The 24,565-nt window shown below is 42.1% G+C and carries 26 protein-coding genes; 18 read left to right on the plus strand and 8 right to left on the minus strand.

Annotated features, from left to right (window positions below):
* Positions 1–264: 264 nt before the first annotated feature.
* The 7 genes from FQ608_RS15250 to FQ608_RS15280 all read left to right on the plus strand — a co-directional run bounded on the left by FQ608_RS15250 (position 265) and on the right by FQ608_RS15280 (position 9,151).
* Positions 265–480, plus strand: a complete 216-nt coding sequence (locus FQ608_RS15250; RefSeq protein ID WP_158859105.1) for a hypothetical protein — start codon at positions 265–267, stop codon at positions 478–480.
* A gap of 521 nt (positions 481–1,001) precedes the next feature.
* Complete coding sequence (locus FQ608_RS15255) at positions 1,002–2,870, plus strand: hypothetical protein (RefSeq protein ID WP_158859106.1); 1,869 nt, start codon at positions 1,002–1,004, stop codon at positions 2,868–2,870.
* A 173-nt stretch (positions 2,871–3,043) separates the two neighbouring features.
* Positions 3,044–3,736 carry a hypothetical protein gene (locus tag FQ608_RS15260; RefSeq protein WP_158859107.1) on the plus strand — a complete coding sequence of 231 codons (693 nt, stop codon included), beginning with the start codon at positions 3,044–3,046 and terminating at the stop codon, positions 3,734–3,736.
* A gap of 1,201 nt (positions 3,737–4,937) precedes the next feature.
* Complete coding sequence (locus FQ608_RS15265; RefSeq protein WP_158859108.1) at positions 4,938–5,549, plus strand: Uma2 family endonuclease; 612 nt, start codon at positions 4,938–4,940, stop codon at positions 5,547–5,549.
* 613 nt (positions 5,550–6,162) lie between these two features.
* Positions 6,163–7,656, plus strand: coding sequence for a PAS domain-containing sensor histidine kinase (locus tag FQ608_RS15270; protein ID WP_158859109.1), 1,494 nt, complete (start codon positions 6,163–6,165; stop codon positions 7,654–7,656).
* The gene (locus FQ608_RS15275; protein WP_158859110.1) at positions 7,644–8,042 is read left to right on the plus strand and encodes a response regulator; all 399 of its coding nucleotides are present in this window, start codon (positions 7,644–7,646) and stop codon (positions 8,040–8,042) included. Before FQ608_RS15270 ends, FQ608_RS15275 begins: the two co-directional genes overlap by 13 nt.
* Positions 8,043–8,074: 32 nt before the next feature.
* Complete coding sequence (locus FQ608_RS15280) at positions 8,075–9,151, plus strand: nucleoside hydrolase (RefSeq protein ID WP_199856392.1); 1,077 nt, start codon at positions 8,075–8,077, stop codon at positions 9,149–9,151.
* A 35-nt stretch (positions 9,152–9,186) separates the two neighbouring features.
* On the opposite strand, the gene FQ608_RS15285 is transcribed toward FQ608_RS15280, so the two are convergent.
* Entirely contained in the window at positions 9,187–9,453 is a 267-nt protein-coding gene (locus tag FQ608_RS15285) for a DUF4235 domain-containing protein (RefSeq protein ID WP_158859111.1), read from the minus strand.
* Between the two features lie 342 nt (positions 9,454–9,795).
* A complete protein-coding gene (gene ypfJ / locus FQ608_RS15290; RefSeq protein WP_158859112.1) occupies positions 9,796–10,695 on the minus strand; it encodes a KPN_02809 family neutral zinc metallopeptidase in 900 nt (299 codons plus the stop codon).
* Positions 10,696–11,444: 749 nt separating this feature from the next.
* Between ypfJ and FQ608_RS15295 the strand changes: the two genes are divergently transcribed.
* Together FQ608_RS15295 and FQ608_RS15300 are read left to right on the plus strand one after the other, a co-directional pair.
* On the plus strand, positions 11,445–11,588 hold the full coding sequence (locus FQ608_RS15295) for a hypothetical protein (RefSeq protein ID WP_158859113.1): 144 nt from the start codon (positions 11,445–11,447) through the stop codon (positions 11,586–11,588).
* Positions 11,589–11,592: 4 nt separating this feature from the next.
* Positions 11,593–12,492: a hypothetical protein gene (locus tag FQ608_RS15300; protein ID WP_158859114.1), complete on the plus strand. Its 900-nt coding sequence runs from the start codon at positions 11,593–11,595 to the stop codon at positions 12,490–12,492.
* 11 nt (positions 12,493–12,503) lie between these two features.
* Here FQ608_RS15300 and FQ608_RS15305 read toward each other — a convergent pair whose 3' ends face one another.
* Entirely contained in the window at positions 12,504–12,953 is a 450-nt protein-coding gene (locus tag FQ608_RS15305) for a VOC family protein (protein ID WP_158859115.1), read from the minus strand.
* A 117-nt stretch (positions 12,954–13,070) separates the two neighbouring features.
* Positions 13,071–14,699 carry a S41 family peptidase gene (locus tag FQ608_RS15310; protein ID WP_158859116.1) on the minus strand — a complete coding sequence of 543 codons (1,629 nt, stop codon included), beginning with the start codon at positions 14,697–14,699 and terminating at the stop codon, positions 13,071–13,073.
* 179 nt (positions 14,700–14,878) lie between these two features.
* Here FQ608_RS15310 and FQ608_RS15315 point away from each other — a divergent pair, with 179 nt between their 5' ends.
* From FQ608_RS15315 to FQ608_RS15330, 4 genes are all read left to right on the plus strand, one after another.
* Positions 14,879–15,637, plus strand: coding sequence for a hemerythrin domain-containing protein (locus tag FQ608_RS15315; RefSeq protein ID WP_158859117.1), 759 nt, complete (start codon positions 14,879–14,881; stop codon positions 15,635–15,637).
* Positions 15,637–16,050, plus strand: a complete 414-nt coding sequence (gene ruvX, locus FQ608_RS15320) for a Holliday junction resolvase RuvX (RefSeq protein ID WP_158859118.1) — start codon at positions 15,637–15,639, stop codon at positions 16,048–16,050. The genes FQ608_RS15315 and ruvX overlap by 1 nt, the downstream gene beginning before the upstream one ends.
* On the plus strand, positions 16,047–16,595 hold the full coding sequence (gene def / locus FQ608_RS15325; RefSeq protein ID WP_158859119.1) for a peptide deformylase: 549 nt from the start codon (positions 16,047–16,049) through the stop codon (positions 16,593–16,595). Before ruvX ends, def begins: the two co-directional genes overlap by 4 nt.
* 208 nt (positions 16,596–16,803) lie before the next feature.
* Complete coding sequence (locus FQ608_RS15330; RefSeq protein WP_158859120.1) at positions 16,804–17,595, plus strand: amidohydrolase; 792 nt, start codon at positions 16,804–16,806, stop codon at positions 17,593–17,595.
* Between the two features lie 3 nt (positions 17,596–17,598).
* Here FQ608_RS15330 and FQ608_RS15335 read toward each other — a convergent pair whose 3' ends face one another.
* Positions 17,599–19,725: a T9SS type A sorting domain-containing protein gene (locus FQ608_RS15335; protein ID WP_158859121.1), complete on the minus strand. Its 2,127-nt coding sequence runs from the start codon at positions 19,723–19,725 to the stop codon at positions 17,599–17,601.
* A 126-nt stretch (positions 19,726–19,851) separates the two neighbouring features.
* Between FQ608_RS15335 and FQ608_RS15340 the strand changes: the two genes are divergently transcribed.
* The 4 genes from FQ608_RS15340 (at position 19,852) to FQ608_RS15355 (ending at position 22,261) form a co-directional block, all read left to right on the plus strand.
* Positions 19,852–21,147 (plus strand): UDP-N-acetylmuramoyl-tripeptide--D-alanyl-D-alanine ligase, encoded by a 1,296-nt coding sequence (locus tag FQ608_RS15340; RefSeq protein ID WP_158859122.1) that lies wholly within the window; start codon positions 19,852–19,854, stop codon positions 21,145–21,147.
* A 61-nt stretch (positions 21,148–21,208) separates the two neighbouring features.
* Positions 21,209–21,358 carry a hypothetical protein gene (locus FQ608_RS15345; protein ID WP_199856393.1) on the plus strand — a complete coding sequence of 50 codons (150 nt, stop codon included), beginning with the start codon at positions 21,209–21,211 and terminating at the stop codon, positions 21,356–21,358.
* A 227-nt stretch (positions 21,359–21,585) separates the two neighbouring features.
* Positions 21,586–21,840: a DUF6364 family protein gene (locus FQ608_RS15350; protein WP_158859123.1), complete on the plus strand. Its 255-nt coding sequence runs from the start codon at positions 21,586–21,588 to the stop codon at positions 21,838–21,840.
* The gene (locus FQ608_RS15355) at positions 21,830–22,261 is read left to right on the plus strand and encodes a type II toxin-antitoxin system VapC family toxin (RefSeq protein ID WP_158859124.1); all 432 of its coding nucleotides are present in this window, start codon (positions 21,830–21,832) and stop codon (positions 22,259–22,261) included. The genes FQ608_RS15350 and FQ608_RS15355 overlap by 11 nt, the downstream gene beginning before the upstream one ends.
* Positions 22,262–22,517: 256 nt before the next feature.
* Here FQ608_RS15355 and FQ608_RS15360 read toward each other — a convergent pair whose 3' ends face one another.
* The 3 genes from FQ608_RS15360 to FQ608_RS15370 all read right to left on the minus strand — a co-directional run bounded on the left by FQ608_RS15360 (position 22,518) and on the right by FQ608_RS15370 (position 24,052).
* A complete protein-coding gene (locus FQ608_RS15360; protein ID WP_158859125.1) occupies positions 22,518–22,856 on the minus strand; it encodes a hypothetical protein in 339 nt (112 codons plus the stop codon).
* Positions 22,857–22,865: 9 nt separating this feature from the next.
* On the minus strand, positions 22,866–23,438 hold the full coding sequence (locus FQ608_RS15365; RefSeq protein WP_158859126.1) for a hypothetical protein: 573 nt from the start codon (positions 23,436–23,438) through the stop codon (positions 22,866–22,868).
* Positions 23,439–23,878: 440 nt separating this feature from the next.
* Positions 23,879–24,052, minus strand: coding sequence for a hypothetical protein (locus tag FQ608_RS15370; protein ID WP_158859127.1), 174 nt, complete (start codon positions 24,050–24,052; stop codon positions 23,879–23,881).
* A gap of 49 nt (positions 24,053–24,101) precedes the next feature.
* Between FQ608_RS15370 and FQ608_RS15375 the strand changes: the two genes are divergently transcribed.
* On the plus strand, positions 24,102–24,392 hold the full coding sequence (locus tag FQ608_RS15375) for a hypothetical protein (RefSeq protein WP_158859128.1): 291 nt from the start codon (positions 24,102–24,104) through the stop codon (positions 24,390–24,392).
* Positions 24,393–24,565: the final 173 nt, after the last annotated feature.

Here is a 24,565-nt window from a genome sequence, read left to right on the forward strand (position 1 = left end):
AAGGAAAACTCGAAGGAAAAGCAGAAGTTGTTCTCAACCTTTTTGACGAGGGATTTGATACCGAAAGTATTGCCAGATTGGTGAAACTGCCGGAGGAAGAGGTAATCAAGATTCTGAAAGATAACGGCAGGCTGGAGTGAGGTTTGGTTGATTAAGTCAAAGTTTTTTGATTACCCCCAAAGAGACCGTTACCGCGAAAATCCGGGGGCGTAGCCCTGTAATCTTAGTAGTATTTGGGTAATCAAGGATCAAAATCCCGTAGGGATGGCCGAAATAGTAGCCCCGGGTTTCAACCCGGGGGTTAAGAAACAACGTCCCATCGCCCCGTTTTGGCCGCAATCAGGCCAATTTCTGATCACACTCTCCCGCCAAAACCCCGTGGACGGTTGGTCTGCCATCATGTTGTCGGAACCAACCCTTTTTTCCTCCAGACAATATGCACACAAATCCGGTATCGATCAGATATCTATCAATCGATAGGTAGGAAGAACCAACCATATCTGGGTTTTGGCGTGAGAGGCTGGCTTCTTCAACCATATCCGCTGCCAAAACACAATCGAGATGTATATTCTTAACCTGGGGCTTCGCTACGCTACACCCCAGACTATGATATTTTGCCCCTTCAGGGCTGGAAATAGTTGTCCACCAAAATCCGAAAATCGGGACATATACTCAAAACCTGCTAGCAATTTTTTAGGCCCGGTCACAGCAGTATGATGGGCTAAAGGTACCAATAAACGGTCAACGTTTTTTAGGCATGGTCAACCCAAAACCCATAACCCATAACCCATAACTAATCAACCGTAATTCGTAATTCTCAACCTATCAACTCCGCCTTTGGATCTGTAAAAATAAAATCCCAACCATAAGTAAATTAATCCCAATTTAAACCTATTTTCGTACCGTTGACACAGGGTGAATTTGATGGCTTTTTTTTGCTGCATCTACCTGAGAAAAAACAGTTACGGACATAGGTTTTTTTTAAATTGTCTTGAGTTATTATGAATGCTAAGCAGCTATTTTTCCTGGCCGTTATAATAGGGTTGTACGGGTGTGCCTTTCAGCCACATGAAGAGTTTGTCGCAACTATAACTCCTCCAGAGGCAATTACAGTCACCTTTGAATTAAACGATCCGGCCTTTAATTACCCCTATTATTTAGTAGAACCAACCAACTTCCATATAAAACTTCAAGATGCCACATACCCACTTGTTGCTTCTGAAGTAAAGGTGGCTGGTTCGGAAATTTACTCATGGGTACAACATAACCGGGATTTGTTTTTTACGTTAGACCCCAGCCAAATCAGGGTAGGCAACCATACGGTCTCGGTAAGGTGTTTTCTAAACACTAAGTCCGGCAGTCTGGCGAATATTGTGGGGGCGGAGAATTATGTGGTGGACCAGGCGTTTGAAGTCCGCATAGATCCAACCCCACCTGTGTTTGATTCATTTACGGCTGAAATTGAAAACGGCTTTCTTACTTTTAAATGGAAGAATCAGACAAACCAGCAAAACTTCAGCTATAAAATTCAGAGAAACAGCGGCCCCTTTTTACCCAGTTCTGACACGGTTGTGACCAATCCCCTGGTAAATCAATTTATAGACTATGACTATATTGGAGGGGATATAAACTATAAGATAACGGCCAAAGGTTTTGGTTTTGAAACGGTGCTGGGTGAAGGCTCCTTTTATCATAAAGCCGCTGATTTTGTCATCACCAGAAGCCCCAGTGGGCAAGCGACACTTTCATGGACGGATAGAAAATTCCCCGGGGAAAACCATGAGATCTACATTAGGCCTCAGTCTTACTTTAGTGAGGAAAGAAGGACACCCTTTACCCCATCCGGAGAAATTGACCTGGGGTTACTGCATATTGCACAGTCCTTATACATCACGTTGGAATTTTACGACCGCAACAAAAGAAGCCGGATATGTAGTGAAGTCGTCGAGTATATTCCCAAACCAAATCTTAAACCATTCTCTTTTTTTAGAATGCTTGGCAAATCCAAAAAACTGTTGATAGGAAACTCGGAAATGCTATATAGGTATACGTTAGAGGGTTCCATACAGGTGGAAGATAGTCTTCGGTATACGGATCTGGGATTAACATGGGCCCATGATGTAGTGGTAGTAAGTCCGGACGAATCTAGGATTTATATTTCTGGACATGTGAATGATATCGACGAGAGCAAAATAATTAGTGTGGACCCGCATAATTTTGACAACCTCCAACACCACGTAATGAATAGCGTTTTACGTGAAATTAATTTTTCCGTTGGATATTACAATAGGATTTTGCTGGGAAGTGTATCCAACAAAGGGTTGATTACCATGGGAGTGGCAGGAAAATCTTTATTATATGATATTACCAGTGAAAAGGTAATTTGGCATACCTCACAACCCTTCTATCAACTTCCGGCTATTTCTGAGGATGGGAGGTTTTTGATAGTAAATACATTTGAAGCCTGGGTATATGAACTGAAAGAAGGCAATGCAGAGCAGTATGGAAGGATAGACCCCGGATTTCCGATTTTTCTTAATAATGGAAGTGAAGTCATGACAGCTATAAATCCAGCATATAGATGGGGATCTGACCCCACCCACATAACGGTATTTGATCTTTCCAACCCGCCTGAAAATCCGGATTCCTACCTGACCCGTCTCAGAAGTGACGAAATGCCCTCCCTTTTTGACTTGTTTGCGGCATTTTACGACCCTGTAAGTGGTTACCTTGTATTTTCCTATAATGATCGACTCCAACTATACAATGTAACTTCCATGGGTTTTGAAAAGACGTATCAAGGAGGATATAAACATTACGCAGACTCCTACCTGCTGTATGAACAAGGTTATATTGAATCTGCTCCATGAAATCGAGCATGACGCAAGCGACGCACGGAGGGATGATTATAATTGCGAGATTCCATGTGGCAACTGGAAAACAATTATAAACACATGAAATCGAGCATGACGTACCCGTCACACAGTGGGATGATTATTATTGCGAGATTCCATCTGACCGTTAAAAATCAAAATATAAACAGATGAAAGTACTTATATTGATTATCCTCCAATTTGGTCTTTTTCTCAGCGCATACGCGCAGGAGAAGTCGACCTTGGTTTTTCGTGTCGGATTGGGCAACTATTCCATGAAATCGCAGAAGCTTTTTCAGCAGGATTTTCTGCGGGAATCAGGGATACCATACCGTAAGGTGCATCAATTCCCAAATTTTCCGACATTTGGTGCTGCCGCTGGTTTCAAAATAGCGCCAAAAGCGTCAATGGGACTATGGTTTGAATTTGCCTCCACGGGGGGCAGATTGCATTACAAAGATTACTCCGGACATGCAATGATGGATCAGGTATTGACATCGTTTCAGGGAGGACCCTTTGCGCAGTACCGTGTAAATAAATCGGAAGAGTGGCCTTTATATGTTACGGCCCACGGGTCTGTCGCAACGGTTACTGAGAGAATTAAATCTGAATTTCAAATAGGGGGACAGCCCGAGATCGAGCAGTTTAAATTAAACGCGACAAATGTTGGAATTCGTCCCGGCCTCATGCTTGGCCATGCTGTTGGCGTGTTTAACTTTCAATTTGGACTTGGTGTCGAATTCCGGTCCGATGGAAAGTTGAAAGACAATGAGGAGCAGTTCTTCAGGACCTCCGATGGAAAGGATCTTACTGCGGAATGGAATGGATGGAGAGTGACCCTGGGAGTGGGGATTGTACTTTAGTCATCTGAAGCTTAGCTGGAAAAAAGTTTCCCGCAGATTATTTATATCGATGTCGATCTAATCCAACACAAAAAAATCCGTTTTATCCGGGTCATCCGAGTCATCGGTGTTCTATTCTACTTTGGAGCGAATGGAACACGGATTTGGCGGATTGTACGGATTTGTACGGATTGTTTTTTTTGACATCGAGGGTTTAATTCAACCCGAAAAAATCCGTTTTATCCGTTTCATCCGCATGATCCGTGTTCTATTTTACTTCAATAGTTCACATAGCCCACATAGTATTTTACCTCAAACTTTGCGGACTCTGCGCCTCCTTAGCGTACTTTGCGGTTACTTTTTTACTCCAGTAGTTCCCCTTTAAAACATATTTCCTAGCAGATGTTTTTCTGCGTTCATCTGCGCAATCCCGAAAAGCCGGGACAAGTTCCGCGGGAAAAAAATCTCCCGGAGATCTTCGCTAATGTTTCCCGCAGATCCCGAAGATCCCGCTGATTTTCGCAGAGGATCCCGCAGATCTTTGCTTCTAGGATTTTCCGATATCGCTTAGGCCTTTAGATAAAAATTTTTCTTATACTAATCTGCGTTCATCTGCGCAACCCCGAAAAGCCGGGACAAGTTCCGCGGGAAAAAAATCCCCCGCAGATCTTCGCTAATGTTTCCCGCAGATCCCGCTGATCTTCGCAGAGGATCCCGCAGATCTTTGCTTCTAGGATATCCGATATCGCTTAGTCCTTTAGATAAAAATTTTTCTTATACTAATCTGCGCAACCCCGAAAAGCCGGGACAAGTTCTGCGGGAAAAAAATCTCCCGGAGATCTTCGCTGATGTTTCCCGCAGATCCCGCTGATCTTCGCAGAGGATCCCGCAGATCTTTGCTTCTAGGATATCCGATATCGCTTAGTCCTTTAGATAAAAATTTTTCTTATACTAATCTGCGCAACCCCGAAAAGCCGGGACAAGTTCTGCGGGAAAAAAATCTCCCGGAGATCTTCGCTGATGTTTCCCGCAGATCCCGCTGATCTTCGCAGAGGATCCCGCAGATCTTTGCTTCTAGGATTTTCCGATATCGCTTAGGCCTTTAGATAAAAATTTTTCTTATACTAATCTGCGTTCATTTGCGCAATCCCCGGAAAAAACACCACGGGCTTCTTTCATTGATGTCTTTTCTTTTATCACTGATTTTTTTTACATTCAAGCTATGGAAGAGCAAGATACTCCGAACAAAGTCGAAGAGCCATTTTCCGAATATGGAACCTATACCTATGCCGATTATCTGACTTGGCAGATAGACGAAATGGTAGAGCTGATACGGGGAAAGGTATTTAGGCAAGCCGCTGCACCGAGAGTAATCCACCAACAGGTTGCCGGTAATGTGTTTGTGGCTCTTTCTATTTATCTAAAAAGGAAAAAGTGTAGTGTTTTTATTGCTCCCTTTGATGTTCGGCTTCCGGTAAAATCAAAGAGAAATGAAGATATCGACACGGTTGTTCAACCGGACATCTGCGTTATTTGTGATCCGGACAAGCTGGATGAGGCAGGATGCATAGGCGCCCCAGACCTAGTAGTAGAAGTCCTTTCTCCGGGCAACAACAAAAAGGAACTGCAAAACAAATATGAAGTATATGAAGAATCCGGTGTCCGGGAATACTGGGTGATCCATCCGAATGAATGCACCTTGCTTGTCTATACATTGATAGATGGTCGGTATGAAGCTTCGAAGATTTTCACCTATGGGGACCGGGTTGTCTCGCAGGCTGTTGAGGGATTTGTATTGGATTTGGACGAGGTGTTTGAGGATATGATTTTGTAAATGGGTTTGAAGCAAAACTGCCCCACCCCTCCCTCGCCCTTTAGGGGAGGGCGATCGATGCCGTCCATTTAGATGATTTTTCTTCCGAAAATACAATCCCGTCCTGAACACATCAAAAAATCCCATAGGGATGGCCGAAATAGTAGCCCCGGGTTTCAACCCGGTGGTTAAGAAATAAGGTATTTAGTGTATTTTGGCCGCATAAACCGACAATTACAGACATCCCGGTACCGCCAAAACCAGTGAATGCTTGGTTTGGCGTCTTGCCGCGGAGCGAATCATTTTTTCCCTGCCGAAATCTGAAATCATAAATCTGAAATCATAAATCTGAAATCATAAATCCCAAATCTACAATCTACAATCTAAAATCTACAATCTGAAATCTGAAATCCAAAATCCAAAATCTAAAATCTCAAATCAATCCCGTTCATACACACAATCCGGCATAATGGCTAGCTTATTCCCCTCCTCATATATATTGTGATTTAGTTCTAATGCTTTTTTTGCCTATCTTTACTAGTAGATTATAATTGAACTATTCCGATCAAATTCGGGAATTGTTTTTCCTTTAGCCGCATTCCAATAAAGACAGTGAGGTTTTTTTAGATAAAATATGGAAGAATTATCAGATTTTAAATATGCACTTGACGAATCAGCCATTGTAGCTATTACGGATCAAAAGGGCATTATCAAACATGTAAATGAGAATTTCCGCAAGATTTCCAAGTATTCCGCAGGGGAGCTCATTGGCCAAGATCACCGGATTATCAATTCCGGCTACCACTCAAAAGAATTTATCAAAGATTTATGGACAACCATAGCCCGAGGAAAGATTTGGAAGGGGGAGATGAGGAACCGGGCTAAAGACGGCACTATTTACTGGGTAGATACCACGATAGTTCCTTTTTTGAATGGTGAAGGAAAGCCCTATCAGTATGTTGCAATTCGTTCCGATATTACAGAGCGGAAGAAGGGTGAGGAAATGCTTACCAGTACATTGAAGGAAATTTCGGACTACAAGTACGCCTTGGATGAATCGGCCATTGTAGCAATCACGGATCAAAATGGAATCATCACGCATGTGAACGATAACTTCTGCAAAATCTCCAAGTTTTCTATGGAGGAACTTCTCGGACAGGATCATCGAATAATCAATTCTGGGTACCATTCCGCCGAATTTATCAAAGAACTTTGGACTACCATTGCGGAAGGAAGGGTTTGGAAAGGAGAAATGAGAAACCGGGCAAAAGACGGCACCATCTATTGGGTGGATACTACCATAGTGCCCTTCTTGAGTCCCGACGGAAAACCCTATCAGTATGTAGCCATCCGCTCGGACGTAACCGAAAGGAAGCTGGCCGAAGAAGAACTTAAAAATAGCAATGAGCGGGCTGTAGGCTATATCAAAGCGATGGAAAACAAAAACAAACAGCTTATTGATTTTTGCAATATTGTATCCCACAACCTCCGTGCACCCCTGGTGAATATTTCCATGTTGGTCGATTATCTGGACTATGCTGAAGATGAAGAGGAGCGACTTGAAATGCAGCGAAAAATAAAGCCCGTCATCAACCATTTGATGGATGTCTTCAACGAATTGGTAGAATCCATTCAAGTACAGCAGGATACGGAAATTGCCTCCGATGACATAGCTCTTAAAGAAGCGGTAGATAAGATTCTAGTGGGTTTTTCCCCTCAGATTGAGGAATCAGGAGCAAGAATTCACCTGGACTTTGACGAAGTTCCTTATGTCAATTTCCCCCAAAAATATCTGGAAAGTGCACTGACAAACCTGATCAGCAATTCCCTGAAGTACAAATCCCCGGACCGAAAACCGATGATTCGGATTGCATCTAAGGATATCAACGGAAAAGTGCGCTTGTCAGTAGCGGATAACGGATTGGGGATAGATGTGGATATGCATAAAAATAATTTATTTAAGATCCGTAAAACTTTTCACAAGCACAAAGATGCCAATGGTTTTGGACTGTTTATGACGAAAACTCAAGTAGAAGCTATGGGTGGAAAAATTTGGGTTGAAAGCCAACCTGAAAAAGGAAGTACTTTTTTTATAGAAATAGAGGGTCAAACAGCATGGAAAGAATAAAACAGCTTACTCTGGTAGACGATGATGACGTTTTTGTTTACCTGACGAAGAAAACCATCAAAAAAACCAACCGTGTAGATTTGATAAATGATTTTGGCAATGGACTGGATGCCATCAATTTTCTTAAAGAAAATTGGGATGACGTGGATGAATTGCCTGATATCCTCTTTCTTGACTTGAGCATGCCGATTATGGACGGGTGGCAATTTCTAAATGAATTTGTAAAAATCAATCCGTTTATGGCAAAAAAAATACATATTTACATATGTTCTTCCTCTATTTCTCCTGAAGATATGGCCATGGCGAAGACCATAAAGGAGGTGTCGGACTTTATTATCAAACCGATTCATAAAGAAAAACTATTAGATTTAATCACCTCTGTGTAATTTTCTTGTTTCACGCCCAAAAAAACAGTCAAATGATAGAACCTTTCAGTAATCATCAAAACAAAACTTCTCATAGGGGAAATCATCAATTTATCAGGAGGGGTGAGAAAGTAAATTTAGGTTTTCGCTTCCTCACAATGCTGTCGGTGACCATGCTCCTTGCAGGTACAGCATTTTCCCAACAATACGCCAAGTTAACCGATGATTTCCGCCTTCAGCGGTTAAAGCCTGTTGAGGGGAAAATCAGAGCGGTGATAGATACTGACACTTACAATGAGATCGATGATCAGTTTGCCGTGGTATATGCCTTGCTTTCCCCAGAGAATATGGACGTGGAGGCTATTTATGCAGCTCCCTACCTGAACAACCGCTCCACCAGTCCCAGCGATGGTATGGAAAAAAGCTATGAGGAAATTATCCGGCTGTTGGAAAAAATGGGAAGAGAAATACCTGAAAATTTTGTATTTCGGGGATCGGACCGGTTCATGGCTGATAAAGGAAACCCTGTAGACAGTCCAGCCGCCCGTGACTTAATCCGGAGGGCTAAAAGTTCTGACGAACCCCTTTATGTATTGACCCTGGGAGCTCCTACAAATGTGGCTTCCGCCATCTTATTGGCACCGGAAATTGCCGAAAAGATCATCGTCGTTTGGCTCGGAGGCAAGGGACTCAACTGGCGCACTGCTTCCGAATTTAATCTAATGCAGGACCCCCATTCGTCCCAAGTATTGTTTGATTCTGGTGTGCCACTAATACAGATTCCCACCGAACCGGTGACCTCTCATTTGCTGACTACACGGTCTGAGGTAGAGTTCTACTTAAAAGGTCAAGGAGAAATCGGGGATTATTTGGTGGAAATTTTCAACGACTACAATAAAGGGAATACGTTTGCATGGTCAAAAATCATATGGGATATTTCCGCCGTGGCTTATGTGATTAATCCCGGCTGGTTTTCTACGGAAATCAGATCCAGTCCCATACTTACCGATCAGCTCACCTACAGTGTAGACCACAGCCGACACCTGTACAGAACAACCACCTATTTGAGACGTGACGGGATTTTTGGAGATATGTTTAAAAAGATTCAACAACACGCCCAAGGGAAGTAAAAAAAGCAGGGGATAAATTCCCCTGCTTTTCTTTTTTATACCTCATCTTCCAATTTCTCAATTCCTTCGGTGACCCCCCAGGTAAGCATCACCCTTGCGGCATTAGCCGCAATTCCGGTGACTGCTGCCCAAGCAAAGATTTCCAACCATGAGTTCGAATCGTCGGTTGGATCTACAGGTGGATCTTTTTTGGTCGTTTTTTTCCATGATTTTTCAAGTATCTTTCTGGTTGCATAAGCTCCCAGTACGGCAAGGCCTGCTACTAACGCGGTTTGAAACTGTTCTTTTATTTCACTGTTCATGGTATTTCAAGTTTTATCTTAAAGTTAGTTGATTATATGCCCTTGTAAAAGTATAAGAATGGTGCCAAATTTCTCTTCCGTTAACATATAAATAACTTATGGGTTGATAACAGAATATTAACCCATGCTTCTTTTACTCTTGAATCTTTGCAACCCCCGGTTGCGACTAATCTGCGGTCAATTATCCGTTATTAGCCTTTTAATAGGTAATAGGGTAAATGTTAGTAATCCCAATATATTATTCTGTTTGTTGCTATCCCTTTGTGCAATTTTGGCAAAATTCGAAATCGGTTGGGGTCAACTTTGTTCAACGTGGGAATTATTTTTCCTGACCGTAAGGGCTTATAAAGTTTCCACATCAAAGGTATTCCCCTGATTGATATCTCCGGTGTCAAAGCCTTTCTTGAGCCATCGGGCCCGTTGGGCAGAAGTGCCGTGTGTGAACGAATCCGGAACGACCCGCCCCCCCGCCTGTTTTTGGAGACGGTCATCGCCTATTGCGCTTGCAGCGTTTAGGGCTTCATCTATGTCCCCATCCTCCATATATCCCAATGCCTTATTTGAATGGTGAAGGTAGACTCCTGCATAGAAGTCTGCCTGCAATTCCAGTCGGACATTAAGTTTGTTGTATTCCACCTCGGAGAGCTGGCCCCGCATTGCATGGACTTTGTCTAGAATACCGGTCAGGTGCTGTATGTGATGCCCTACCTCGTGGCCGATAACATAAGCCTGAGCAAAATCTCCCGGAGCCCCGAGTTTCGTGGCCATATCTTCAAAAAAACTCAGGTCCAGGTAGAGTTTTTCGTCTCCGGGACAATAAAAGGGTCCAGTGGCCGCAGAGGCAAATCCGCAAGCAGATCCGGACTGAAGATTACCGGTAAATAGAACGAGGGTAGGTTCCCGATACCCATCCAGGAGTTTGTTCCAAACATCCTCTGTATCCGCCAGCATGACTTTAGACATGTCCGCCAATTCCTCTTCAGCGTCTGTTGCTTGGTAGGGGCTAAGTTGGGAGCTGGGAGAGCCTCCGGTAAACTGCTGCAAAAGCATAAGCGGGTTAGTACCGGATAGCCACATCACCCCGACGACGACGGCTACAAGGATAAGCCCTGTCTTGGAAAAAAGCATCCGCAACAGCGGGATTAGCATCATGGGGTTAATCCCTCTTCCTCCGCCGAATCCGCCCGAGGAACCCCGTCGGTCATCTACATTGCTGCTTTTTCTTCTACCTTGCCATTTCATGGATGAATGTTGATTTTAGGTGTGGTTGCATTTGAAAGGTAATTTATTTGTGACTGTAAATCTCGGTGATTGGTTAGGTAATTCAATTTTTCGGTATAATAATTATGCCAATCTTTTTGGAGACCGTTTGGGGCGCATCACCTCAATTATCCCGGGAGCCAAAACTGCCCCAGCTCTTCCCTCGCTATGTAGGGGAAGGAGGAGATTGAAAGATTGGGGTTTTGGCGGGATCCGACCACTAACGTGGCCAACTTCGAATAGAATTACCTCATTTGGTAAAAAAAATTCCGTTCAAATCCGTTCAAATCCGCTTAATCCGCCTGATCCGCGTTCCGTTCGATATCATCAAATCAGAGTTTTATAGATTCGGGTTTTGGCGGGAGAGTAATGACACCACAACCATCGTCTCGGCCAAAACTGGATAAAAATAAATCGATTTATTCTACTAAGATCCGACCACTAACGTGGCCGACTTCGAATAGAATTACCTCATTTGGTAAAAAAATTCCGTTCAAATCCGCCCGATCCGATATTATCAAGGCACAGATCAACAGATTCGGGTTTTAGTGGGAGAGGTAGCGTGATCAACCATCTTGGCTGCCAGTACTGTATAACAATGTCGCAATCCATTATTATTAATGTTAGCTTGGAATTTTTTTTCCCATTTATTTTGTTTATTTTTCACTATGGATGCAGTAAAATCAAAAAATTCGAATTTATTTTCCTCAAGTCAAGAGAGGGAAAAATTAATGGATAAATTGATGGAGAATATTGAGAAAGGTGAATCCATTAATGGAATACAGGTGACCATTTCAGGAAAAAAATACGAAGTATCCGACGGAAGTATTGAAAGCCTAATGAATCAATTTGGAAGGGATAAAGCGATAGGATAATTCGATGAGTATTGCCCTAGGTAGTATAATTATTATTTTGTTGATTCTACCTGGGATGTTTTTTAGATCATTTGTTATCAAATCTGAGTCTTTTGAGAATCCCTTAGATACTTCATTTAAAGCGGAAGTATCCATCGTCTTTATTTATTCTATTCTAGCTCATTTTGTAGCATTAGGGGTAATATCTCAAAGTGATTATTATACATTTAATTTTAAAGATTTTTATCTGTTTTTTCTTGGAAAAGGAGAGGAATTAGATGCTTTCATTTTCGATAAATCTATTTTTATTTTTTTAACCTATTTGATAGGTCAGTCTTTTCTTGGTGGAATCGTTGGAGTTCTTTTTAGAAGCTTTATAGTATGCTTAAATTGGGATATACGATTTATAAAATTTCCGATCACTAATGAATGGGACAATATTCTATCGGGGAGGTTTCATAAACTAAACCGAATTGAAGAAATAAATCAGAAAATTACCAATCTTAAAAAAAATGGTGGGGAAGGTTCTATAGAGAAAATTAGAGATTTTAAAAAAGCAAGGAAGATAGATCCTAACCAAATAATAGTAACTGTTCTGGTCGATATAGGAGGAAAATCAATTATTTATAGAGGATTTCTTCATAAATATTACCTTGCTTCAAATAATTCTTTAAGTAAAATTATCTTGACTTCTACAAGAAAAATAACCGAAAGTGCAGCAATTCCGCTTGAAAACACAAGCGGAAACATGTTTATTATTCCTTATAAAAATATTATCAATTTGGATGTTCGTGAAGTTTTTCTTAATGAAATAAAGGAAAGCGGAAACGATTCATTGCAACGGGAAGAATCGATTCCTTTTCTTTTTAAGTTCTTCGGATTGATTAAAACTGGTATATGGATATTTCGAAAATATTTCAAATAAGAAATTTTCTTCTATAAATACTCATCATTAATCTCCAACCAATATCCGCTAGGGTCACGTATGTAGATTTGCCGTATACCGTCAGGACGGACATTGATTTTCCCGGCATTTCCCGGAGCATCTTCAAATGCTATATTGTTCTTCTTGATATTTTCGATAAAACCATCCAAATCCTCCACACTAAAACACAGGTGATTGTCCTTGTTGATGGTCGGATTAGCCCAGGGTGTTTCTCGGGCGATGACATGAAGGGAGGTCCCCATACCCATGTCATACCAGATATGGAGGCCATCTTTAAAAGGCTCCTCAATTTCCTGAAGTCCGACAATGTTTTCATAAAACTCGCCACTGGCTTTGATGTCTTTGGCATAGATAGCCACGTGGTTGATCTTAGTTTGGCTGTGTGCGTTCATGCTGATGGAGGCAATTACTAGGGTGATACAAAAGGTTAGGTATTGCATGGGTTATAAATTTAGATGGAAGTGAGACTACGAAGTAACAAAAATTTGACCGAATATGGCAGAAAAAAAGGCCAAGAAGTTTTTTCTTGGCCTTTTTTAAGTTTTAAAAACAAACGGTTATTCTATTGATGCCAACCTCGCAGCCTCATCGAAGAGCAAAAGGGCCTGCTGATAGACTTCGTTGATATCATTAATTACCTGGTAGAAAGCACTGTCATCATACAGATTTCTCGCCATATGGGCTTTGATTAGGGTTTTAAGGTACCCTTTGGACTTGCTAAAATCCTTTTCATTAAATTTCACATCGTTCTTTTCTCCAACTTTGATCAATTCATTGAGCATGGCGTCAGAAACGTCATAGTTTGCGTGGTAATCAGCAAAGGAGAGGCCATCATAGGTTTTCTTGTTCTTATCCAAGTAGTCAAGGATAAATTCTCTCCAAGCCTCTGAACCAAATAAACGGTTGACATAGGGACTGCTCATTGTCGTGTCCAAGGGTACAAAATAGTCTGGCATGATACCACCACCACCGTATACAGTTCGTCCACTTACCGTTTCATATTTCAGACTGTCGTCAAAGACGATGGAGTCAGCACTGAATAATTCCCCATGTTCCAAGCGATTGTAATAATCCATTCCGTAATCATCCTCACCTGAACCGTAGGGTTTCTGGATAGACCTGCCGGAAGGCGTGTAATATCTGGCGATTGTAAGCCTAAGCTCTGCACCGTCAGACAAATCTATTGGCATTTGTACCAGTCCTTTTCCAAAAGACCTTCTTCCCACGATTAAACCTCTGTCGTTGTCCTGAAGCGCTCCGGCTACAATTTCGGAAGCTGATGCACTCCCTTCATTAATTAACACAATGACGGAACCATCCTCAAATGCTCCCGGCCTCATTGCTGTGGCTGTTTGGTTAAAACGGCTCAGTTTACCCTCTTGGGAAACGATAACCGCATTATCTGCCAGAATCTCGTCTGCTATATTAATAGCCGCACCCATATATCCACCTGGATTTCCCTGAAGATCAAGCATTAGTTTTCTCATGCCTTTCCCTTTCAAGTCCTGTAGCGATTTTCTAAACTCTTCATGCGTATTGGCGGCAAATCGGGTTATTTTGATATATCCGATTTCATCGTTTATCATGTAGGAAGCATTGACGCTATACTGGGGGATTTTATCTCTCGTTATGGCATAATCGATAAGATCTTTCTGGTTTTTGCGCTTAATGCCAATGTCAACTACACTGCCTTTGGGACCTCTGAGCAAATCAAATACGTCTCTGTTGGTTATGCCGGTTCCTGCTACTGTCTTTCCGTCCACGGTAACAATTTGATCACCGGGTAGTAAGCCAAGTTTTTCAGAAGGGCCTCCGGTAAGGGGGGACACCACATAAATAGTATCCCGCAGGATGCCAAATTCAATTCCAATACCGTCAAATTCGCCTTCCAGTTGGGATTTGGCTAGTGTAGCATCCTTTGCAGTAATGTAACTGGAATGTGGATCCAACTTTCCCAGCATTTTTTCAATGCCAAATTCCACCAATTCATTGGTGTTTACGCTATCCACATAATCCCTGTTGATATAGGTTATTATTTCCTGAAGTTTGTAAATGGCTGATTTTAGATCGTTTCGGTCGCTTTTGGGTTCAGCAAAAGTAGCACCTATCCATATACCCGCAGAAATACCGAGGGCTAATATGATTGGAAGCCGAATCTGTGTCTTTGTGTTTTTTTCTTGGCTCACGTTTATTGCTTAGTTAAATACGAAATCTTATGAACTTGCATCCTTAAATTAAATGGAAAAAATCCATTTAAACAATTAAACAGTTTTTAAAGGCGTTTCGTTTAGATAAACGTAACAAATAAAAATTCGATGTTTCTTTTTGCTCTTTTTTCAGTAAAAAAATTTCTACTTTTGTAGTTATGGGCTTTTCTGGAGACATGTATAAAAGATCCATCGCTGATCTGGTGAATGAAAACCAGGGGTTAGCGGCTGTGCTTCATTATTTTGGAATCAGTTTTTTCCAATGTGAGCAGCAGTCGCTGGAAGAAGTTTGCCGGAAATTTAAAGTAAGCCCCAAACAGGTGGTGGCAGAATTGGAACGTTGGGCCAAAAGTAAAGACCCCAGCACGGAAGAATTGTACCTACACTCCATAGAAGTTCTCGTCGGATATCTTAAGAAAAAGCACCGTTTTTTTATCAGGCAGGAACTTCCATTTCTTTCCAGCATGGTGGAAGGTATACACCATTTAAGACCGTACGAATCCCTGTTGGCTGATTTGCGGCTGATGTTTCCTTTGTTTGTGGATGATTTTATCCACCATATCCATGAAGAAGAAGACACCCTCTTCAATAGGATTTTTTCATTACAGGAGATAGAAAAAAACATTACACCGATGGAAACGGCGGTGAAAATTTTTGAAAAATCATCCATCCTTGATCTGGCAGAGGAACACGAAGCCCATGATGATGAAATGGAAGGTATTCGCAAACTCACTACCGATTATCAATTGCCAGCAGATGCCCCCATTGCTATCAAAATTCTTTATATGGAACTGCAAAAGCTTGAGCAGGAGTTGATTGTACATGCCAAAATTGAGAATGACCTGCTATTTCCCAAAGCTGTTGAATTGGAGAAGGATGTCAAAAGGAAATTGTTACTAAAGATTAAATCCAATTAATGGGTAGAATTATTGCCATAGATTTGGGAACCAAACGGACAGGTTTGGCAGTTACAGACCCGTTGAAGCTGTTGGCAAACCCCTTGGAGACCATTCCCACCCACACACTATTCACGTATTTGACTGCTTATTTTGAAAAAGAGCCCGTCGATACCATTGTGTTGGGATACCCTAAATCACTGGACGGAACGGCTACACAGATGACCCCCCATGTATTGCAGCTGCAGAAAAAACTAGTAAAGACATACCCCGAAAAAACAGTCGAATTGGTAGATGAACGGTTTACCTCCAAGATGGCGATGCAATCTATGATCACCATGGGAAGCAAAAAAAAGGATCGGAAAGAAAAGGCCGGAAACCTGGACAAAATCAGTGCGGCTATTATTTTACAAACTTATTTGGAAAAAATATGATATATCCCATCATAGCGTACGGGAACCCAATTTTAAAAAAGGAAGCTGAAGAGATTACCGAAGGTGAAGACATTTCGGCCTTGATAAAAGATATGTTTTCCACCATGGAAAATGCCAATGGTGTAGGCCTTGCGGCTCCGCAAATAAATAAAGGTGTCCGGCTCTTTGTAATAGACAGCAACTTGATGTTGGATGAGGACATGGAGGAAAAGGGCATTCGTAGGGCTTTCATTAATCCTATAATTCTTGATGAATATGGGGATGCGTATAGTTTTGAAGAGGGCTGCCTTAGTATCCCGGAGGTGCGTGCGGAAATTATCCGCCCCGAAAAGCTTACCTTGGAATATTACGATGAAAACTGGAACCTAAAGGAGGAAGAGTTTTCCGGTCTTACTGCCCGAGTCATACAGCATGAATATGACCATTTGGAGGGAATACTGTTTGTCGATTATCTAAAAGGGCTGAAAAAGCGGATGGTGAAAAGTAAACTAATAGATATCAGCAAGGGTAAAGTCTCGACAGATTATCGGATGGTTTATCCTTGATTTTCTTCACCAATTGGAGTGGGTACATGAGCCCAGAAACCCACTTATTGCAAGAATATTGAGAGAAAACAAGCTGATGAGGTAATTGGAGGGGATAAAGCGGATTTTTGATCTATTGAATGAGAGCGAATTGAAGAGACCTGTCCTTTTTTCAAACGGACTATGGATCAGCGTTACACTTAACAACAAGACAGTTTATTCAAGGTAAATGGAAAATCTCAAAGTAGCAGGAATCCAATCCTCCGTCTATTGGCACGACAGAGGTTCAAACCTTGCCATGTTTGAAGAAAAAATCTGGGAATTGGAGTCGGCGGTTGACTTGATTGTATTGCCGGAGATGTTTACTACCGGATTCACCATGGAGGCAGAGAGGGTGGCGGAACATATGAACATGGACACCACCAAGTGGATGAAGCAAATGGCTTCCCAGACCAAAGCCGTTATTACAGGTAGTGTCGTAATACGGGAAGGGGAGAAATATTTTAACCGCCTTTTATGGGCCACACCTGATGGAGAGGTCCTGCATTACGATAAGCGTCACCTCTTCCGCATGGCCAAGGAGGATGCGCACTATAACATGGGTACTACCCAACCCATCTTTGACCTAAAAGGATGGAAGATTTTACCCCAGGTATGTTTCGATCTTCGTTTTCCGGTTTGGTCCAGAAACCGGGCAACTAAAGAAGGAGGTTTTGACTATGACTTTTCGTTTTATGTAGCTTCCTGGCCGGCAGCTAGATCAACCGCTTGGGATGTGCTTCTTCCCGCAAGAGCCGTGGAGAATTGGTGTTATACACTTGGCCTAAACCGTGTAGGTACCGATGGAAATGAGGTTGCGTATAACGGTCATTCCGGATTGTATGATTTTAAAGGGAATAGGATATGTTTTGGGGGAGAAACCGAAATGACCTTACTGTTTACCCTAAATGCAGACCAACTTCACGAATACAGAGAAAAATTTCCCGCTTGGAAAGATGCGGATGCGTTTCGCTTGGGGTGATTTTTAAGGACGCACAATTAATTTCCTGTGGACAATTTCCCTGCTTTCTCCTGTGAGTCTTAATATATATACCCCGGGGGCCATTCCATAAAGCCCGATTTCTGTCTCCCGGTTCGCTGAAAGCGCAATGCCTTGCTGCACTACCTTCCCGGATAGATCAATAATATCCATGGCTGCGGCCTTGCTGGCTAGAATCCAGGTACCATTTTGTGCTGGATTGGGATAAAGCTTCACCTGTAGAGTTTCGTCACCACCATTTCCCGATTGCGCTATTCCGCTGAAATAAAGCAATCCACCAGCTCGAGTACCTAGAATCAGATCATGACTAATACCAAAGGGGTTGGAGACAGCTGTCATCCAGGTATTTCTTCCCAACCGGGTTTCCATCCACTGGTTTTCGCCGACCGACACCTGCGCAATCTCTGTACTGGGATTTTTCATAAAATCAGTCACTGAGCGAAGGACTCCCCGCTGATCGACAGCCAACAGGGTAGGCGTAGTTCCAGAAACCACAGCAACCGTTAATCCACGGTTAACCGGATTGTCGGAAAAACCCAAAAAATTCCTTTCAACCAATTCTATATCCAGACTGTTTTCACCGAAATCCACGGTAAATAAAACCAGCTCCCCCGTCTGCCTACCCAAAAGCAGGTAATCTATTCCATCGTGAGCAAAGAAAGTTAGGTCATCCACCCCACGAAGTGAAAATCCGGGAACTTGACTTTCCTTCCAGTCCCCAGGTTGATCAGGGGCAGTCCAGTATATTTTTTTCTCAGGTATTCCGTTTAAGATTTGGTCCCCGGTCACAAGGTGTAGGTTGGTTCCGCCGGCAGTTCTGTAAGATTGATAGCTCATTTCTCTAAGCTGAAGTTGCGAAAGGTTCAAATAATCTTCATCGGTTATCCGGAGATTTCCTTCCTCCAAAGCTAATTGGTATGCCTTGCTTGTCGCTTGTCCGGCTTGGATTTGATTGGCAGTGACAACCAAGTTGCCATTAATCGGGTTTCCTTCAAAAAAGGGCCTTGCATTTTCCCCAAAATCAAACATGTCCTCCTGCAAAAATCGGTTTGTTGCCAGACTGTTTTCCACCTTCAAGGAGTATTCATATAGACTGGAACTATAATCCACCAGGAAATTGGCGGAAGGTTCGGAGGAATTGGTGGTTATAATCAATTTTTCTTTAACCATATAGGCGGCATGGAAGATTGGAAATTGAGGCAAGGCTCCGGTTTGGGGCAGTTCCAGCAGGAACTCATCAAAAACTGGCGCAGCATCGGTGCCCTTATTTGGTAGAAAATACAGGGTATTGCATAAATCCTGCCCCATTAGCAAATCCCGGACACCGTCGCCGTTTAGGTCCTCATAGAGAATGGAGTGACCGCCTGCATGTTCAATGCGTGCTGTTTCCAATGGTGGAAGTTCAGATGTAATCGGCATGCCCCCGCAGGTAAACCCAAAGGCAAAGGTGCCGCAACTGCAGAATTCAAATCCTCCCCATCTTATTTGGGCCGAGGCATATCCGTCGATATCCGCGACACCTTTTCGATCCATACTTGTATTGCGGTAAAGCTCCAAGTAGTCTCCGGTGGCAAAATTGAACGTTAGAATATCCAAGTCCCCATCCCCGTCAATATCAGTTATCAGTGGAATATCCAAGCTGTTGGCCGTGACGTTGGAACCGTTGTCCAGCCGGAGGAAAGCCTGGGCTTCCTCCCATTGGGGGGTTGAGGAAGTGCCGGGTGTGACATTTCTGTATGCCTTGATCCCAAAGGGACTTCCGGTAAATAAATCTTTGCGTCCATCCCCGTCATAATCAGCCAATACCAAAAAACCACTGATATCGGATGGGAAAAAATAGCTTGCTTGAGGGAAATGTTCAAATCCGCCATTTTGGGTTTCCCGAAATACGCTTAGCATGCGGGAGTTAATGTCCCACACAATATATTCCTCCGATCCATCACCGTTGACGTCGAGGGTCTGTATCTGTGCGGCATTGATGCCTCCTGCAAATGGCATGGATAGACTTTTGCCCTGGTAATCGGCCTGAATATCTGTAGTTAGCGCATATCGCTGCTGGGCGGAGGCCCAACTTAAGTTAAGGAATAAGACCAAGAGGCAAGGGAGACGCATGCGGTTTTATTTTTAAAGTTAAACGATACTTTTTGATACCGGATATATTACTTTTGTTTTTATTCAAAATAGGGTCAAAAATACTTTCGTTTGACCTATTGTTTCTTCGGTTTTTCAATCCAATCCATGGACATTCAACAACTATACAGACGATTTCTTTCATCGACCGGCGTTTCCACCGATACCCGGCAGATTGGGCAAGGAAACCTTTTTTTTGCGCTCAAAGGTCCGAACTTTAATGCCAATACATTTGCCGCAACAGCTCTGGAACAAGGTGCATCCGCCGTCGTAGTGGATGAAGCACCCTATGCAGTGGACAATGATTCACGCTATATACTGGTTACCGATGGGTTGCGGGCCTTGCAGGAGTTAGCGGCTTTTCACCGGGAGCAATTGAATATTCCCATTGTTGCATTGACTGGCAGTAACGGAAAGACTACTACCAAGGAGCTTCTCCATGCGGTTCTAAGCTGCAAGTATAACACGCTGGCGACAATCGGCAACCTAAATAACCAAATCGGTGTTCCGCTGACGCTTTTGCGCATCACGGATAACGTGGAAATAGCCATTATCGAAATGGGTGCCAACAAGCAGGGGGATATTCAGGAGCTCTGCGAAATAGCCAACCCCACTCATGGACTGATCACCAACATCGGAAAGGCCCATCTGGAGGGGATGGGAGGACCTGAGGGCGTGTTGAAAACGAAGACAGAACTGTTCCAGCATTTACGGAAAAATTCAGGTAAGGTGTTTATCAATTCCCGGCAGCCTATATTTTCGAATATGATCCGGAGGTTTGAGGAACCGGTACTTTTTCCGGAAAAGGGCAGTTTCTGCGAAGTGGAGCTGGTTGCTGCGGATCCTTTTGTCAGCTTCAGGGTAGGGGATAGCGACGAAGTTTTTCAGTCCCAACTTATAGGGAGCTATAATTTCGACAATATAGCGGCAGCCCTTACGGTAGGAAAGTTTTTTGACGTACCACTTGTTGATGCCGCAAAATCCGTTTCCAACTACCGGCCATCCAATATGCGTTCCCAACTGCTGGAAAAACGCAGCAACCTGATCATTCTTGATGCCTACAATGCTAACCCATCCAGTATGGGGGAAGCCTTAAAAGCCTTTGATAAAATGGAAGGCAAGTCCCACAAGATGGTTATCCTCGGAGACATGTTGGAGCTCGGGGAGCATGCTGAAGATGAACATCGCCGACTGGGAGAGATCCTTGCTGGGATGAATATAGACAAAATCTGCCTTAGCGGCAAACTAATCCAATCGGCTCTGGCAACGGCACCGAAAGCACTTTATTTCCCAGACCCTTTTTCGTTCAGAATTTGGCTATCGGATTCGAAACTGGAAGATTATTTGATTTTGATCAAGGGGAGTAGGGGGATGAAGTTGGAGGGGTTGGTGGAGTATATATAGTGGTTGCACACAATACTAGAAATTGGTCTTAGCTACTTTAATTTGAATTTGTTTACCAATTATGAAAAATGTAACGGATTTTGAGGACCTCCTTATAGGAAAATACGGAAAAAAAGGAACTGAAAAAAGGGACAAATATGATGCTCAATCGCTTGCGTTCAGACTTGACGTCATGCTTAAAGAGGCCCGAAAAGAAGCTAATCTAACATAAGAGGAACTTGCCGAAAAAGTACTAAGGGCAACGGCACCCAAAGCACCCCCTCTTATTTAGAATTTGGCTTTCCGACTCCAAACCAGAAGATTTTTGATTTTGATTAAGGGGAGTAGGGGGATGAAATTGGAGGGGTTGGTGGAGGATTAGTTGTTGCCTCTCATTTAGAAGACACGTGTTGTAAATTTAAACCTCAACACGTATCTTTGTTTTAAATACAAATTAAGATGAATACAAAATTGACATTGACAATTGAGAAGGAGGTCATAGAGATTGCAAAAAAATACGCAAAAGAAAAAGGGCAAAGCCTATCAGAACTGGTTGAAAACTATTTCAAATTTGTAACCGCAGAGAGAGTAAAAGTTAGCGAAAAGCAACTTTCTCCTAAAGTTCGAAAATTAAGGGGGATAATTAAAGCGAACGATAATCTTGACTACAAGCAAATTTTAACGGAAGAACTTTCAAAAAAATATGGCGTATAAACTTTTTGTTGACTCTGATGTGGTCATAGACTTTTTTACAGACAGAGACCCTCATGCAAATCCTGCAAGTGAACTTTTTGAACTTAACGAACAAAAAAAGGTGACGATTTTTATATCAGCAGTAAGCGTTAATAACATTTACTATATTGTAAGAAGGTTTTTAGGTCATAAGAAGACAATTGAAGTTGTTGAAACGCTAACAGAAATGACCGAAATCGTTGGAACCACCAAAAAAGAAATTATTGAAGCCCTAAAAAGCAATTTCTCGGATTATGAGGATTCTGTTCAATATTCATCCGCTTTAACCATTAACGGTTTAGATGCTATTATTACTCGAAATATTAAAGATTACAAAAATTCATCAATTGCGATAATGACTCCTTTGAATTTCCTGACTATGAAAGCAAAAAGCGAAAAGTAACTGAGTGGAATATTTTGAAAGCAAGAAAAACTGATATGGCTAAAAGCAGAAATTAACTTTCATGTAAAAATGGAAGACAACTTTGTAAAACTGGCCTAAAAAAGGAATTGTCGTACACCAGCGACTGCTAATTATGGGACTCAGAGACTAAATTTCTAGATTTAAAAACATATATATCGCCAAACTTCATAGTTGGGAGTTCAGAGTAAATAGTAAAAGGCAGATATTTTCCGCCTTTTACACTTACGATAGACCTTTATTGGAAGCTCGAACAGGTGGTTCCGAAATTTTTTCCTGTGTCAATTAAGTATCTAAAGCCATCAAATTCCTCTTCCGACATACACAACTCCAAAGAGGTGATTCTATCAATAAATTTGTTGTAGGCGTTTGAAACTGCTAAACATTTTGGTCGGTTAGAATCCATTGCGAATGCAATTTGTGCATAGCCGATATCCTTGACCAGATCGGAGAGTTCCTGACCAATTTCATGGCTCACGGGACAAACTATCGGCTCTTCTTCATCATTCCCGCAAGATGAGAACATGACCATACAGATTACAACCAATAGTAGCTTGACTTGGGCGAAATTTTCCATTTTATTTAATTATCGGCCTAAAGTTATTCCTACATTAATCGATGAGCCTCTTCCGGTGTTTCCCACTGTACTGTATTCAGCCAATAGTCCGAAGCCTCTTCTGTTTCCCGGATACCACCTTGTACCTAGGTTAAAACCTAATTTATTATAGCTAAAGGTTACTGGGTCTCCGTTTTGGACAGAAGATATTGTATAAAATTGTCCGAATGTGACGGCAGCAAAGGGTTCCAATCCATACGAATTCACTGGATTGCCGGAGATTTTCTCCATGATTTGAAATGCATATCCGGCGAATCGGGCATTGATTCCAATCCCAGTTCTTACATAGTCAGACTCACTTTTTTGAAGATCTGCACCGATTCCAAGACCTAAACTCGTAATACCTGCTATCCCTTTTTCCAAGTATATTGCTGATGGGGGAAAAACTGAGGAGACTCCAAGATAATCACCGAAGCTAGGATCAATAGCAAATGAGAATGAGAATTTCTTCACGGGACTTTCAGCAGTTTGTGCCTTAATTGAATGAATTGATCCCGAAACCAGGAGAATTAAGATGAGTGAAATTTTTACTGACTTTTCCATTTTTTCTTGATTTTTGAGTGAAAATTAATTTGCGTTAGTTTTTGCTTTATCTGATATGGTGATAGGTATGTAGAATTTTCGGGAAGTTCAGTCTGGTAGTTCGGCACTCGAAACTTGTTTTATAGACTCTCTTTACTTCCCTCCAGTCATTCAACCTGTTTTTCACGAACAGACTTTTTGTAGAATGGCTCCAAGGTGATTTTTGTCAATTGAGCCGAAATAAATCTTTATTATTTTGCGTTTTTCTGGTTGTCTTTCATAGGGCTTGATAGTTTTAAATTGTTGAATTTCATTCTAGTTGGAAAATTTGCGTCTTATTCGAAAATTTTCTTCGTCAAGCTAGAATCCGAGTACGTGAATGTGGTTTTTTGTATCGTGAGTGGTTGGGAACACGATCGGAAATACTTCAATATGAGGTGAATCCGATCGTCTTGAATTTTTTAAGGAGTGTCTCTATCCGTGGTATCATCGCCGATTTTACTTAGAATAGGAGCAGTGATGACCACTTCATCGATGATTTCCTTTGGTTTTAGATCCTCGTTACTGCCGATTAATCCACAAGCACTTGTTGCAAATACAAGCCATATCCATACTGTTTTAACTAAAGTTTTCATTTTTTTAACGGTTAAAATTGAACAAAACCGTCCGAGTAAAGGGCTGTGGATGCGCTCGAACACCCACATGCACAGCCCCGTGGAGGTGGTACACTACCTCCGAAGTGTCATGGGAAGTGTCTATAAGAGTAGTTATGCGGAAAGCCCGCTTTGCCTGGCCTTTAACATGGGCCCTCTTTTACTTCTCTCTAGGAGCTTTTCCCTAGAAGTATCCTGCGCAGGATATGATAAAAGTGATGCTGTTTTTTCCCTGGAAAAAGTGCGTAACCAGTTTTTGTTGAATTACAGAAATCCACATTGGGTTACAAAAAAGTTACGCAGTTTGAACTTCTTTCTGTAACTTTTTTTGCCGGGTTCTTAACTTTAGGCAAATACAATTCAATCTTCTACGGAAATTTCATTATTTTTATGAGGTATCCTCCTGACCTTATGGGTATAAAATGAAAATCTAAATTCCGATCTAAAATTTCACCCACATTGCTCAGGTTACAGCGGAACTGTATTTACAATATC

The sequence above is a fragment of the Lunatibacter salilacus genome, assembly GCF_009797935.1.
Classification (GTDB): domain Bacteria; phylum Bacteroidota; class Bacteroidia; order Cytophagales; family Cyclobacteriaceae; genus Lunatibacter; species Lunatibacter salilacus.